General features: G+C 69.0%; 6 protein-coding genes. All 6 read right to left on the minus strand.

Annotation, left to right across the window (positions count from 1 at the left end):
• Positions 1-242: 242 nt before the first annotated feature.
• Positions 243-1,178 (minus strand): diguanylate cyclase domain-containing protein, encoded by a 936-nt coding sequence (locus CKO23_RS03205; protein ID WP_200328311.1) that lies wholly within the window; start codon positions 1,176-1,178, stop codon positions 243-245.
• Positions 1,175-5,392, minus strand: a complete 4,218-nt coding sequence (locus CKO23_RS03210; RefSeq protein WP_200328312.1) for a PAS domain S-box protein — start codon at positions 5,390-5,392, stop codon at positions 1,175-1,177. The genes CKO23_RS03205 and CKO23_RS03210 overlap by 4 nt, the downstream gene beginning before the upstream one ends.
• 502 nt (positions 5,393-5,894) lie before the next feature.
• Positions 5,895-7,466 carry a methyl-accepting chemotaxis protein gene (locus CKO23_RS03215; protein ID WP_200328313.1) on the minus strand — a complete coding sequence of 524 codons (1,572 nt, stop codon included), beginning with the start codon at positions 7,464-7,466 and terminating at the stop codon, positions 5,895-5,897.
• A gap of 1,364 nt (positions 7,467-8,830) precedes the next feature.
• Positions 8,831-9,139 (minus strand): hypothetical protein, encoded by a 309-nt coding sequence (locus tag CKO23_RS03220; protein WP_200328314.1) that lies wholly within the window; start codon positions 9,137-9,139, stop codon positions 8,831-8,833.
• Positions 9,115-10,770, minus strand: a complete 1,656-nt coding sequence (locus CKO23_RS03225) for a hypothetical protein (protein ID WP_200328315.1) — start codon at positions 10,768-10,770, stop codon at positions 9,115-9,117. The genes CKO23_RS03220 and CKO23_RS03225 overlap by 25 nt, the downstream gene beginning before the upstream one ends.
• Positions 10,767-14,573 (minus strand): DUF4132 domain-containing protein, encoded by a 3,807-nt coding sequence (locus CKO23_RS03230; protein ID WP_200328316.1) that lies wholly within the window; start codon positions 14,571-14,573, stop codon positions 10,767-10,769. The genes CKO23_RS03225 and CKO23_RS03230 overlap by 4 nt, the downstream gene beginning before the upstream one ends.
• Positions 14,574-14,959 lie beyond the last annotated feature (386 nt).

A 14,959-nucleotide genomic window follows, 5' to 3' on the forward strand; every position in this document is an offset into this window, starting at 1 on the left:
AAGGTGAATTCCGGGAATGAACAGACCCAGGAAGCGGTGGCGGGTAGGAGGGGCAAAGTCCGTGCTCCAGGCTTGAATGCAGCCTCGACGTTGGACGGACGTGCCGACGCCGACCATCCTTCGGGCCAGTCGCTTTCTGTAGTGTGGACAAGCGCAGCGCAGTCCACCAACAAGGGCGCGGGATTCGGTGGACTTCGCTTTCGCTCGTCCACCCTACCGGTCCAAACCGATCCTGCTGAGGATCAAGGCCGCGCCGCCCGCGCGGAGAAGACGCCGACGCGATTGCGGCCCTCGCCCTTGGCGGCATAGAGCGCCTGGTCGGCCAGACGCAGCAGCTCGCGCGGCCGGTCGCCGGCTGCCGGCACCCGCCAGGCGGCGCCGATGGTGACGGTGACCCACGGCGAGGTCGCGGATTGGGCGTGGGGGATCGCCTTGGCCTCGACCGCGGCGCGCAGCGCTTCGGCGATCCGCCGGGCCTCCTGCTCGTCGCATTGGGGCAGCAGCACCGCGAACTCCTCGCCGCCATAGCGCGCGGCGAGATCGCCGGGCCGGCTCAGGGTCTCGGTGAGGCAGGTCGCCAGGGCGCACAGACAGATATCTCCGGGGCCATGCCCGTAGTGGTCGTTGTAGCCCTTGAAGTGGTCGACGTCGATCATGAGCAGGGAGAGCGGTTCCCGGTCCTTGACCGCGCGCCCCCATTCCACGTGCAGTGCGGCGTCGAAGCGGCGCCGGTTGGGGATGTTGGTCAGACCATCCAGGGAGATCAGGGACTCGAGCAGATCGGCCTGCCGCTTGAGCCTGACGTGGGTGCGCACGCGTGCGCGCACGCTCGGCAGCGAGAAGGGCTTGGTGACATAGTCGACGGCGCCCAGGTCGAATCCCAGGGTCTCGTCCTCGATCTCGTTCTTGGCGGTCACGAAGATGATGGGGATGTCTTGGGTGGCCGGACTGACCTTCAAGCGTCGGCAGACCTCGTAGCCGTCCATGCCCGGCATCATGACGTCCAGCAGGACGAGGTCCGGCTTCTCCTCGGCCGCGAGCAGCTCGAGCGTCTCCTCGCCCGAGGTGGCGAACTGAATCTCGTAGTCGCTCTCCAGGGCGCCGATCAAGACCTCGATGTTCGCCGTCACGTCATCGACGATCAGGACCGTGGGCCGTTTGGTGAAGAACTGCGTCATGGCGTTTGCCTCCCCTCCAACGCGAGCAGTGCGCGCAATCGGACAACAGCGTCCTTGAACTCGAGTCGGCGGATATGCTGGTGCAGCTGTTCGAAGGCGTCCGCCAGGGCGGTTGCGGACAGCGCGGCGCCGAGCGCCTCCGCCTGACGCCGCGCCTTGCCCTGCTTCTTCAGCAGCATCGCCTCCAGCTCGCGCAACTGGGGGCGGATTTTGCCCCAATCCACCGGCTGTGACACCCCGGCGAGATCAGGTTCCGCCATCCCGTCAGCGCGCCCCTGGACGTGCTTGCCCGCCCGCCCGCCGCTTCTGCGCTCCAGGGTCGGCGCGGCGCGCCCCCGCATGCGCGGCGCGATCCACTGCACCAGCGTGTGGGCGAGCCGCTCGGGATCGATGGGCTTGGCCAGATGGGCGTTCATCCCCGCCGCCACCGAGGCCCGCGCGTCATCCGCCATGGCGGCGGCGGTAAGGGCGATGATGGGGATGTCGGCCCCCGTGCCCATGGCACGAATGGCGCGCGTCGCCTCGAAGCCATCCATCCGCGGCATCTGTAGATCCATGAGGATGGCGTCGAAGCCACTGGCCGCGACCCGCTCGAGCGCGGCTTGGCCGTTGCTCGCCGTGGTCACCAAGAGACCCATCCGCGTCAGCAGATCCTGAGCCACCAGCCGGTTGTTCTCCAGATCCTCGACGAGCAGAATGCGCGCCCCGTGAATCGCCCGGGTCAGCTCCCGATACCCTTGCAGCGCCCTGGGCGCGGTGGTGTGGTCCGCGCGCCTCGGGGGTCCTTCGAGCTGGCTCAGGAGGGCGCGGAGCGCGGACGGCTTCACCGGCTTTTCGAGCAGGGCATCCAGACGGATGTCGCGGCGCGCCGCCTGGACATCGCCGCGGCCAAAGGCCGTGACCATCATCACCACGCGGGCAGGCGCAACCTCCCCGTTCGCGACCATGGCGGCGAGGCGCCGGACCATCTCGATTCCATCCAGACCGGGCATCCGCCAGTCGATGAGCAGGAGTTCCATGGGCGCGCCCTTGCGATCGGCCGCGACCAGGGCCCGGAGGCCGGCCTCGGCGCTGTCCGCCAGGGTTGTCTCGCAGGCCAAGGCCGCGAGCTGTTTCTTCATGAGCGCGCGCGCGGTGGGCTGATCGTCGACGACCAGGGTGCGCGGGGGGCGCGGCCGTCCCGCATGGGGTTCGGGAGGCTTGACCGCCGAGCGACCGAGACGCACCCGGAAGCTGAAGGTGCTCCCCGCTCCACGGCGGCTGTCCACCTCGATCTGCCCACCCATCATCTCCACCAGGCGCCGGCTGATCGTCAGTCCGAGCCCGGTCCCGCCGAAGCGGCGGCTGATCGAGGAATCGGCCTGCTGAAAGGGATCGAAGAGCCGCGCGCATTGCTGCGCGCTCAGCCCGATGCCGGTGTCGCGCACGGCGATGCGCAGCTCAACCTCGCTCTGCGTCATGGCCGCGCAGGCGACCTGGAGCTGGATCTCGCCGGCGTCGGTGAACTTGACGGCGTTGCCGACCAGGTTGTTGATGACTTGCCCAAGGCGCAAGGGATCGCCGCGCATCACCGCTGGCACCCCCGGATCGATGTCGAACAACAGCTCCAGGCCCTTCTGCCCGGCCGCGAACGCGAACACCCCTTGCGTGGCGTCGAGGATCTCATCGAGCTGGAAGTCGACGGCGTCCAGCTCCAGGCGACCGGCCTCGATCTTGGAGTAGTCGAGGATGTCGTTGAGGATGCGCAGCAATGCCTTGGACGCGCGCTCGATCTTGTCGAGATAGTCGCGCTGGCGGGCATCGAGCTGGGTGTCGAGCAGCAGCTGCGAGAGACCGATGACGGCGTTCATGGGGGTGCGGATCTCGTGACTCATATTGGCCAGGAAGGCGCTCTTGGCGCGGCTTGCGGCGTCCGCCGCCCGCGTGCCCTCTCTGAGCTTCTGCTCAGTCTCGCGCTGCGCGGTGATATCGCGGTTGATGCCCACCATGCGCGATCGCCGCCCGGACGCATCCCGCTCCACCAAGGCGGCCGCGTGGAGATAACGCAGACCGCCATCGGGCAGGACGATCCGGAAATTGCGGTCGAAATCGCCATCCCCGTCGCGCGCCGCCCGGAGCGCCGCCTCGGTGTCGGCGAGGTCGTCGGGGTGACAACGGGCGCGCCAGACATCGTAGAAGACCCCGCTCGCCGCGAATCCCTCGGGCACGGCGTAGAGGGCGCACATGCGCGCATCCCAGGTGAGGCGATTGGTCGCGAAGTCCCAGCTCCAGATGCCGATCTCCGCGGCGCGGGCGGCCAGCAGCAGCCGGTCATGGGCCATGCGCATCTCCTCTTCCGCACGCTTGCGCTCCGTCAGATCCTCATAGACGGCGACCACCTTGCCCGAGGACAACCGATAGACGTCATTCTCCCGCCAACCGACGATGCGCTCGTCCCGATAGAGCGTGAGCGGATGGGTCTGCGCCTCGCCCGTCCGCCAGACCTCGTGCAGGACACCGAGGAAGCCGAACTCCCGCACCCCCGGAAAGACCTCGGTCAGACGCCGGCCGACGATGTCGGCCCCGCGCACGCCCTCGATCCGCTCGACGGCGGGATTGATATCGACGAAGACGAAGTCGGCGCCCTCGTCGACCGCCTCGTAGACGGCCACGCCGCCGCTCATGCGCTCGAAGATCTGGCGAAACTGCTCCTCGCTGAGCCGCAACGCCCGCTCGGCCTTGCGCATCGCGGTGACGTCGCTGGCCATGAGGAGCAGATGCCGCTGCTCGGCCTCCTCGATGACCGTGAAGGCACAGGCCAAGACCACCTGATTGCCGAAGCTGGTCTCGATCTCGGCCAGACAGTCGCGCGGCCGACCGCTGGCCAGGACGTCGAGCGCGGCGGCGAGCAGACCGCTCGCCTGCCAGGAGGGAATGGCTCTGAAGCTCTGGGCCAGCAATTGCTCCACGCTGGCGCCCACCGAGACGGCAAGCGCCGCATTGGCCATCAGACAGCGGCCCTCCTCGCGATAGACCGCGATACCGACGGGCGATTGCGCGATCAGCATCTCATTGAAGCGCAGCAGAGACTCCAGCCGCATCCGCGTGCGCCTGCGCTCGCTGACGTCGCGGATGATCCCGGAGGCCCCCAGGACCGTCCCCTTGAGATCGCGGATGGGCGAGCAGGTGATGTCGATCGTCACCTCGCTGCCGTCTTTGCGGTACAGCGTCTCCTCATCGGTGGACAGGCATTCGCCCCGGCGGATGCGCTCGAGCAGCGCCGCCTGGCGCGTCGGCTCCCGCGTGGCCAAGAGCAGGCTGACCGGTTGGCCGATGATCTCCTCGCGCGCGTAGCCGAAGAGACCCTCGGCCGCGCGGTTCCACAGGTTGATGGTGCCCTGCGCGTCGGTGCCGACGATGGCATCGTTGGAGGAGTCGATGATGGAGCGCCAGTAGTCCTCCGCGCGCATCTGTGCGCGAAACGCCCGCCCCAAGCCGATCATCAGGACCAGGAAGACGAGCGCATAGGCGCCCCAGCGCAACAGATGCAGCCACCACCAGGCCGGGGTCCATGCGCCTGTCTGCAGGAAGAGCAGACCCGAGGCCCCGAGCAACGCACAGAGCAGCGCAAAGAGCCGGTCGCCGAGATCCCGCGTCTCTTGGTAGCGCATGCACAGGCGCACAGCGGCAAGAAAGAAGAGCGCGGCACCCAGCAGGTCGAGCCCTGTCGCCCATGGGCCGAGGGCGATGCCCCCGCGCATCCCGGGAGCCCATCCGGCAAGGATCAGGGACGACACCCCGAGCATGAGCGCGACGCCCGCGACCGCCAGGACGCGCCCGCGATGCGTCGCGGCCGGTACCTGTCCGAATGGCAGCCAGATGCTCGCGAATGCCAACCCGCTGATGCAGAGCGCAAGGCTTTGCAGCCACATGAACGCATGACCGGGTTCGGAGATCGCGTAGCAACCCGCAAGGACGCCCAGCGCGAACAATCCCATGGGGATGGCGGCGGGCATCCCCGGCTCCCCGCGCCGCGCCGGGAATGTCAGCATCAGGATCGCCAGCGCGATCGCGACAACGGCCCCCAGCGCCTCGAGTGCCGTATGCAGCGCAAGCCGCGGCCAGAGCGGATCGCGCGGCAGCAGCAGTCCGACCAGCGCCAAGGCGATCGGCGCGAGCAGCACGAGTGATCGGCGGCTGGGGCAGGCGTTGCGCGCGGCGGGCGAGGTATTCATCCGGCAGCCTCGAGGTCGGGAGCGATGGGGAGGTGGACGGCGTGGGTTCTGGCCGATGCGGGCCTGCGCCCGAGCGCGCCGCCACCATCCTGGTTTGGCGGGCCAAGGCGTCACGCGAAACCCATGACCGGCGAACGCTAGCACCCTGATCATCGGCGGGCTGTGACGGTCGCCACGATCCGCGCCTTCAGGCGCCCAGGCGTCAGAGATCCTGTGTTAGGAAACTGTCCATCGTCTACGTCCTGCTTCGGGCCTGGTGACGAAGCTCCGCTTCGTCACCCGCGAGACGAAGCTGGAGCTTCGTGACCAGAAGATCCCGATTGCTCGGGCGGGAACATGTGTCTCTGAGCGCGGATCGGCGTCACCGGGCGCGGAGCGGTGCGACGAGAGCCATCGGGTTGTGAGCCATCGAGTCGCTGGAGTCCGCCCGCCTGAACGGCGGGGGTTTGAACCTTGGGTATCGAAATCGCCCCTAGTCCGGGCGGACGCCTGTCACCGTCGCTCAAATCTTGTACTGATGCGCCAGCCCCATGAGTCGCCCGGCGAGGTCCTCGAGATGACTGGTGGCGCGCACCACGCCGTCGGTACTCTCGAGGGTCTGGATCGAGAGGTGACGAATGCTCTCCACATTGCGGTTCATCTCCTCCACCACCGCGCTCTGCTCCTCGGCGGCGGTCGCGATCTGGGCGTTCATGTCGTTGATCTGCTCGACCGACTGAGTAATGGCGTCCAATGAGCGATCGGTCTCGCCGCCGGAGGCCACGCTCTGCTCGGCCTGCTCGCGTCCGCGCTGCATCATGGCCACGGCGCTGCGCGCGCCGTCCTGCAGACGCGCGATCATCTCCTGGATCTCCTGGGTGGATTCCTGGGTGCGCTGGGCGAGCGCCCGCACCTCATCGGCGACGACGGCGAACCCGCGCCCCTGCTCGCCGGCCCTGGCCGCCTCGATGGCGGCGTTGAGGGCGAGCAGGTTGGTCTGTCCGGCGATGCCGCGGATGACATCGAGGATCTTGCCGATGTTCACCGAGTCGCTTTCCAGCCGCGTGATCGTCCGCGCCGCCTCCATGACCCCATTGGCCAGCGTCTGGATCCCCTCGACACTGTCGCGGACCACCATGCGACCGTTGCGCGCCTCCCCGCTCGCCTGGTGCGCGGCATCGGCGGCGGCCGAGGTGTTGTTGGCGACCTCGGCAACGGTGGCGGACATCTCGTTCATGGCCGTCGCCACCATGTCGGTCTCCTGATGCTGCTGTTCCATCAGCCCGTGGGTCGAGTTGGTCGCCTGGGCGAGTTGAGCGGCGGCATCGGCGACGCCGGTCGCGGAGTCCTGGATGTGCCCCATCACCGTCGCCAGGCGCGATTGCAGCATCTTGATGGACTGCAGGACCTCGGCCGTCTCGTTGTTGTCCGCGACATGGATCGGCGAGGTCAGATCGCCACTGGCGATCTTCTTCGCCATGCGCACGCTCTCCTCGATGTGCCGAAAGATGCTCCTGGCGCTGATCTGGGCCAGAACGAGCCCGATGAGGAAGACGCCCAGACCCACCCAGGGACTCTTGAGCCAACCCGCCGCGATCGCGCCGAGCCCAACCAGGGCGAAGGCGCCGGTCAGCCAGGCGCGATGATTGAGCGCGGGCAGCAGCGGCCGGGGCAGATCCTCCATCTTGCGCGCGCGCACGCGGGCATAGAGGCGCTCCGCCGCATCGATGCGCGCCCGCGTCGGCTTGGTGCGAACCGATTGGTAGCCGACCAGGGTCTCGCCTTCGTAGACCGGCGTGACATAGGCGTCCACCCAATAGTGATCGCCGTTCTTGCAGCGATTCTTGACCAGACCGCGCCACGGCTTGCCCGTCTTCACGGTCGCCCAGAGATCCTTGAACGCCGCCGGCGGCATGTCGGGGTGGCGGATGACATTGTGATTGGCGCCGATCAGCTCGGACTCCTCGAAGCCGCTGATCTCGATGAAGGGCCTGTTGCAGTAGGTGATGATCCCCTTGGTATCCGTGGTGGAAACGATGACGAGGGAATCGGCGTAGTCGTTCTCGCGGTTGGTGACGGGCAGATTGATTTTCATGGGTCGTCAAGGGCGTCTGATTGGTGACTTGATGTCCTCCCTGGCGTATCCGCTCGCATCGCTGCAAACCGATCCGTCGTCCCGTAGGATGGGCAAAGCCCGCGCGATGCGCTGTGTTCGCTGCGCCGAGGATCGACGGGCGTGCCCATCATCCCGACGCCGAGACCTGCACGATGGGCACGTCCGCCCAGCGCCGAGTGCTCCTTCGAAGCCAGAGCACGGACTTTGCCCATCCTACCGAGCTGGCCGATCCACGCGCCTCGCCGCAACGCGCTCCCGTAGGATGGGCAAAGCCCGCGCGATGCGCTGTGTTCGCTGCGCCGAGGATCGACGGACATGCCCATCATCCCAGCGCCGAGACCTGCACGATGGGCACGTCCGCCCAGCGCCGAGTGCTCCTTCGAAGCCAGAGCACGGACTTTGCCCATCCTACCGAGCTGGCCGATCCACGCGCCTCGCCGCAACGCGCTCCCGTAGGATGGGCAAAGCCCGCGCGATGCGCTGTGTTCGCTGCGCCGAGGATCGACGGACATGCCCATCATCCCAGCGCCGAGACCTGCACGATGGGCACGTCCGACCTGCGCCGAGTGTTCCTTCGAGGCCCGAGCACGGACTTTGCCCATCCTACCGAGCTGGCCGATCCACGCGCCTCGCTGCAACGCGCTCCCGTAGGATGGGCAAAGCCCGCGCGATGCGCTGTGTTCGCTGCGCCGAGGATCGACGGGCGTGCCCATCATCCCGACGCCGAGCCCTGCACGATGGGCACGTCCGCCCAGCGCCGAGTGCTCCTTCGAAGCCAGAGCACGGACTTTGCCCATCCTACCGAGCTGGCTCGCATCGCTGCAAACCGATCCGTCGTCCCGTAGGATGGGCAAAGCCCGCGCGATGCGCTGTGTTCGCTGCGCCGAGGATCGACGGACATGCCCATCATCCCAGCGCCGAGACCTGCACGATGGGCACGTCCGCCCAACGCCGAGTGCTCCTTCGAGGCCCGAGCACGGACTTTGCCCATCCTACCGAGCTGGCCGATCCACGCGCCTCGCCGCAACGCGCACCCGTAGGATGGGCAAAGCCCGCGCGATGCGCTGTGTTCGCTGCGCTGAGGATCGACGGACATGCCCATCATCCCAGCGCCGAGACCTGCACGATGGGCACGTCCGCCCAGTGCCGAGTGCTCCTTCGAAGCCAGAGCACGGACTTTGCCCATCCTACCGAGCTGGCCGATCCACGCGCCTCGCATCCTAGCGCAATCGGATCGCGCCCGAATCCCGGAGTCTGCGTCCGCGTTGCGCGTTGGGCTTCGGCCGCCAATCTTTGGGATCGACAGGGTGTCCAGCACGGCGACGTCCTGCAACACCATGCCATCACCCATCGTCCACGCCCCCGGCGAGCCGTTCGGCATCGCGCAGCCGCTGGAGCGTCTCCAGCCACACCAGGAGATCGAGCAAGGCGGCCGCGCCCGAGCCTTCTTCGGCGCGGCGCAAGGCGTCCGCGAGCGCGCGCACATGCGGCCACTCGCCGGTCCCCGCGTCATCCGCGCAGTGATCGAGCGCCAGTCGCGCGGCGGCGGACGGCGCGGCGCAACCGGTCTGAAGCCACAGGTCGAGGCAGTCTCGCCAGCGCTCGAGCAGCGCGTCCAGGCGCGTGCCTAGCGCAAGGTCAGGCTCGTCCATGCCGCCGCTCCGTCGTTCAAGAGTGCAATGGGGTCGAGGACCAGACCGCTCGGCGAGCGGTACAGGGTCCCGAAGATGAGCCGGCCTCGCGCCGGACCCGCGCCGAACGCCTCCATGCGCTGGCGTTTGAGCGCATTGACGGGGTCGCGGATCAGGATGCCGAGGGTCAGCCCGGCGCCAGCGGCGTCGGTCAGACGCTGCGTCCACCACTGGCTCTGCGTGTCCAGTCGCGGGGCGGCCGTCTCCGCGATGCGGATGACCACCGGCAGACGCGGCGGCGGGGCCATGAGGTCGTCGGCCATGGCCTCGGCGAAGCGTCGGCGCACGGCGGCGAAGTCGGTCTGAATCGGCAGCTCCGCCGCGGGCTCGCGCAACGCCCGGTGCTCCAGCCGGGTGCCAGGACGCCCGGACAGGCGGCCCTCGGCGCTGACCCAGCCGAGGTGCAGAAGCACCTCGGCGGCCGGCAGCTCGCGCAGCAGCGGCCCGTCCGCCCAACGGCCCCTGTTCCAGCTCTCCACCGGATTCCATGACCGCGGCTGATCCTGCACCGGCCGGCGGGTCTCGCTCAAGCGGTACCAGCGCGCCTCCCGGGGGGCATAGCAATGCAGACTGATGCCTTCCTGCCCCTGCTGTCCCTGCCAGTGCTCGGCGGCGACGCCGATCAGGCGCAGACCACTGACCTTGCGATAGAGGGCGCGATTGACGCCGGTGAGGCGCAGCAAGGGCACCCGTGGCGACGCCTTCTTGAGCCCCGCGGTCAGCAGCCGCAAGGCCGCGAGACGCTCGCCGATCCCGCGCGCGCCGGCGAAGCTGCGCCCACGCTGCCGTGCCTCCAGCAGGTCGAGGAGGCCCGCCAGCAGCGCCCCGACGCGCGGGAGATCGGCCTGGCGGGCGGCCGTGGCCAGGACACGACCCTGGTCGGTGGCCGCGAGGGTCACGCCCGTCAGGCCGGCGGTAGCCAGTTGCAGCATCCACCGCTCGACGGCGGCGAGCGCCCCGGTCTGCTCCGTGCTCAACGCATCCTCGACCGACGCCGGATCGAAGAGGCCCAGGCGGCGGCGCAGTTCCAGCACCACCAGCGCCCGGTGCGCACAACGCGCGCCCCCGCAGGTGCAGGTCGCGGCCTCCGGTCCCGCGGAGCGCGCCATGCGCACGCGGTAGGACTCGCGCTCGGTGACCTCGCCAACCCAGCCGCCCGGCCCCTCCTCCAGCTCGGGGACGAGCCCGAGCCGCATCCAGCGACCGGCGCGCGCCACATGGGCCTGTCCCAGTTGGCGGGTCAGCGCGGCCTGGTCACCGAGCAGCCAGTCCGGGGCGGACGGCTCCGCCCCGGCTGGCGCGGCGGCCGTCTCGACCCGCCGCGACTTGGCGAGCAGCAGGAAGGCGATCAGGTGGTGACAGGGTCCAAGGGCCGCGCAGCCGCAGTCCAGCCGCTCGAACCCCGCTCCCCGCAGCCTCTGGCGATGACCGTCGAGCGTCGCGATCAACTGCTCGCCATCGGCGGCGACGCCATCCGCGCCCGCGGCCTCCGCCAGCTTGCGCCCGCGCCGCAGCAGGCCCTTGTTGGCCCAGTCCTCGATGTCCCCGTCGCCGATCTCGGCGAGCCAGGCGTCGATCGCCGTGCCTGTCACGTCTTGGTCAGGATGCGCAGCTTCTCGAGGACGGCCGCGATGAGCCGCGGCGGCACCTCGCGCAGCCTCAGTGTGTCGCCGGACCCGGAGTCCTTGCCAAGGCGCCGGAAGTCGACCCTTCCGAGCCTGCAGGCCTCGTCGAAGCGCATGGAGACCTGGCAGTCCTGCATGTCGATCACGACCTTGATGCCACTGATCAGATAGCTGTGCTCATAGCCGAAAATATGGACGCCGTCCTGGTCCGCGACCCGGTAGTCCCACCTCGTCATCAGGCGTTTGACGTCGCCCCAGAGCGCCTCTTGCCCCGCGTATCGGTTCAGCGCCTCCTGCCCCAGCTCGCCCGCGTCGAGCCGGTGGACCGGCGCCTCGACCTGGGTGATGAAGGGGGTCAGCTCATAGTCGGCGAAATGGTCGCGCCAGCCGGCGATCTCCTCGTCGCTCGCCTCCAGCGGATGCCACAGCCGGACCTCGCCGCCACTCAGTGCGACGGGCTCGTCCTCGCGGTCGATCAGCGAGCCGTCTTCGCTGATGCGGAAGCTCCGAGCCGCCCCCTCCCCCGTCGCGGTCCAAATCAGGCTCTTGCCGACCAGCCGCAGGATGGGATGCTCCAGAAACAGCCGTTGCCAGCGCGCGGCCTCCCAGGACTTGCCGCAGTCGAAGGCCTCCTCCAGGCGCGGCCCCAACTGCTGGACCACCGGCTTGACGTTCTTCTTCAGCAGCGCGAAACGGCTCTCGGCGGCGGCGCGGAGCGTCGGATCCTCGTCCTTCCTGGCCTTGGGCAGGGACTTGCTCTGCTTGCCGGTGGCGCCGTGGGTGACCCTCAGCGACAGGTCCGGCAGCAGCTGGGCACGGTAGACGTGGGGACCGACGTCCAGCACCAGCCCGTCCGGCCCCAGGTCCAGCGTCGGCACCAGCTCGTCATAGAGTTCCTGGAGCGGGAGGCCGCGGCGCTCGGCCGCGCCCTTGAGTGCCTGGTAGGCGTCCGCGCGCACCAGGTCGCGGAACTTGCCGCTCTTGCGGATCTCATCGACGGTGAAGAGCGCATAGGTGGTATCCAGCTCCCCGAGGGTCCCGACCACCCATCCGGCGCGCTGGTAGTGCTTCTTGTTCCAGAGCGTGACCAGCTCCTTGAGCTGGGGGACCAGCCGATCGTCACCGAAGGCGGCGGCCAGACGCAGCACCCAGCGGTCCTTGTTGTCCGCGGCGCCCTGGCCCCAGGCCTCGACCAGCCGGGACGCCAGCTCGGCGCGCTGATCGACCGTGAGGAGCCCCCAGAGCTGGCGCACGCCACGCGGCAGGCATCCCCATTCCTCGTCGCGCGCGAGCATGCCGCTCCATTGCAGGGCATCGCGGGAGAAGGGCAGGCCCAGCTCCTCGATACGCGGGTTCCAGAGCCGCTCCAGCACATCGCTGCGCTTGCCCTTGAGCACCTTGGCCGCCTGCGCCTCGAAGGCGGCGGCGTCCGCCCCCCGCAGAGGGTCCAGCGCCGCGACGTCGCGCCCGAAGTGCTCCAGCCGATCGAGGATGTGGCCACGCTGGATGTCGGTCCAATGGCTCGCCCGCTGGCCGAGACAGGACTCGAGCACCGGCGCGGCGTCGGCCTCGTCCCGCGCGCAGAGCCCGCGCAGCGCGAGGTCGCGAACGGCCTTGTGGCTGTCGGAGAGCAGGCCGCTGTCGCGCAGACGCGCGGGCGTGATCCGGGCGAGCCCCTCGGCGGCCTGAGGCACGACCGTCTTCTGGGTCGCCAGCGTCCGCAGTCGAGGCAGGCTCGCCGCGAAGCCCGCGTCACAGAGATGCCTCAGTGCCCATCGGGCGGCGTCGCGACGTGCCAGCAGCGGATCGGGGTCATCGGTCATGCCGCGTTCGAGCAGCGCGAGGACCGCCGGCTGGCCGAGCAGGTTGGCCGTGCCGTAGTCGCCGGCCTGGTTCAGCGCGGTCGCGAGCGCGTTCAGCATGGCGCGACGGCTCGCGGGACCGAGCCAGTCCCAGGCCGCGATGGCGACGCGGTAGTCGACCTCTTCGATCGCCGCGAGCGCCTGATCGGACAGCTCGGCGTCCTGCAGATACCAGGCGCGCAGCCTCTCGAATGCCGGCCCCGCGACCGCCGCGCCCTCCGTCAGCAAGGACGTCTGCGCGAAGGCCTTGATCAGCAGCGCCCGCTCGTCGCCGTTTACGCGGTGCGCCCAGAACCAGTCCATCCAGTCGTCCGGCAGGATCGATGACTGCCCGCACCAGAGGCGCAGGCAGTCGGCCCGGCGCGCCGCCAGCAGCCCCTCGTCCGGCGCCAGGCCGTCGAGCTGCCAACCCAGGTTGCGGATCGCCGCCTCTTGCAGCTCTGGATCACAGCGCCCGTCGAAGATCAACCGCCGCAGCAAGGCCCGGTCACCGACGAACCAGAGATGCGCAACCCTGAGTCGGTCGACCCTCTCGGGGTGCGTCTGAACCCAATGGTTCAACACCCGTGCCTGAACCTGGCCCTGCGGGGTGTCGGACCAGCGATAGCGGTGACGCGACCCGTCCTGCCCGATGCGATCGAGCACCTCCAGGGTCAGCTCGCCGCCGACCTCGGCGCTCAGCCAGTCGGCCATGCCGTCCCAGCTCGCGGTGTCGTCGCGCGCGGGCAGGCGTGCCGGCAGCAATCCGTCCCTGGCCAGCACCCGCGCCATCGCGAGCCAGCCACCCGGTTGACCATGGCGGGCGGAGAGGTGATGCGCGGCCAGCGCGGCGCGCCGCGACGGCGTCAAGGCCGCAATGAAGTCGGAGACGTCGTCGAAGGCGCAGCCGAGCATGTCCATGACGCCCGCCAGGTGCTCGAAGGCGTCGTTGCGCAGCCGCCGGGGGTGCTCCAGCATGAAGGCCCGCGTCTGCTCGTCGGCCAGCGCCAGCCAGGGGTTGTCGGGGTCGACGCGCTCCTCGCAGTCGATGCCCGAGGCGATGGTCAGGATCCAGGTCTTCAGATCGAGCAGTCCCGCCCGGGCCGCCCGCGTGATCGCCCGCGCCTGGGCATCGAACTGGATCGCCACATCCGCCGCGACACGGCCAGCCACCAAGGCATCGATCGAGAAGAACGGCGCCTCCAGCATCACCCAGCGGGCGTAGACCTCGCCGGTGCGCTGGTCCTCGCCCAGGTTGCGGACCTCGGCCAGCAGCGGACGATAGTCTTGCCACGCAAAGTCGGGGCAAGAGCCCGCTCCGATCCGCGCCTTCAACGCCAGGAGCCAGGAGGCGACCTGCGCGGCATCGCGGTCGTGCATCAGAAAGCCGAAGAGGGTCTCGGCGTCCGGCGTGTCCTCCGCACCGGAAAGCCCCTTCGCCATGTCGACATAGGTCCCGCAAAAGGTCCGCAGGCGCTCGGCGCTCGCGATGGCGTGGAGTCGGGCCGCGTGCCGGTCGAATTGGTTGAACAGCGCGGCCTGCGTCGTCCGGTCAACGCCGAGCGGGTCCAGACAGGCGCGGCTGTCCTGGTCCTCGACCCAGCGCCCCATCAGCACGCGCATGATGACCCGCCGACAGTCATCGTTGATCAGCCCCCGCTCGACGCTGGCGTCCAACAACAGCTCGGCGGTCTCACGACCACCCCGCAGCGCCCGCAGCAGCGGCGTCTGGCCAGCGTCGTCCGCGCGCATCGGATCCGCCCCCTTGGCGAGCAGCAGGGCGACCGCGCTCGGGCACTGATGCTCCACGGCATAGGCGAGTGGCGTCATGCCCTGGCCATCGATTCGCATGTCCAGGGTCGCGGGCGTCAGGGCCTGCACGATGGTCTGGGTGTCGTCTTGCCGGATAGCTGTCGTCAGCGTCTCCATGGGGCGGAGTCTCCTCGGGTCGGTTCTCGGTTGTCGTGGGTTCTAGGTTGTCGTCGGCAATGCATCGCCCGGACGGCCGCGCCCCCGACCCGGATCGAGAGTCGGCTGCGTGCCAGCGTCAGAAACTGGAACCTTAGCCCGTCATCTAGACGCGTTTCGTGACCCTCGACACAGCACGATCGAAACGCGCTTCATCAGTCGCCAGCCGTCTTCCGGGATCGCTCCCAGTCCAGGCGACACTGGGTTCCGGTCGATCGCCAGCCCTGACCGGTTCGGGACTTTCATCCAAGGGGTCATGGTGAACGAGTTCCGAAGCTCACCATCCCTCGCCTGTTCATTCCCCGGCCCCAGGCGTTGCCTGGGGCAAGCAGACGATGCTCTTCAAC

Origin of the sequence: Thiocystis violacea, from assembly GCF_016583565.1 — a bacterium.
In the GTDB taxonomy this organism is placed as follows: Bacteria; Pseudomonadota; Gammaproteobacteria; order Chromatiales; family Chromatiaceae; genus Thiorhodococcus; species Thiorhodococcus violaceus_A.

Coding starts and splice junctions, on each gene's coding strand:
- CKO23_RS03205 (WP_200328311.1), bottom strand. CDS start 1,178: ATGACGCAGTTCTTCACCAAACGGCCCACGGTCCTGATCGTCGATGAC.
- CKO23_RS03210 (WP_200328312.1), bottom strand. CDS start 5,392: ATGAATACCTCGCCCGCCGCGCGCAACGCCTGCCCCAGCCGCCGATCA.
- CKO23_RS03215 (WP_200328313.1), bottom strand. CDS start 7,466: ATGAAAATCAATCTGCCCGTCACCAACCGCGAGAACGACTACGCCGAT.
- CKO23_RS03220 (WP_200328314.1), bottom strand. CDS start 9,139: ATGGACGAGCCTGACCTTGCGCTAGGCACGCGCCTGGACGCGCTGCTC.
- CKO23_RS03230 (WP_200328316.1), bottom strand. CDS start 14,573: ATGGAGACGCTGACGACAGCTATCCGGCAAGACGACACCCAGACCATC.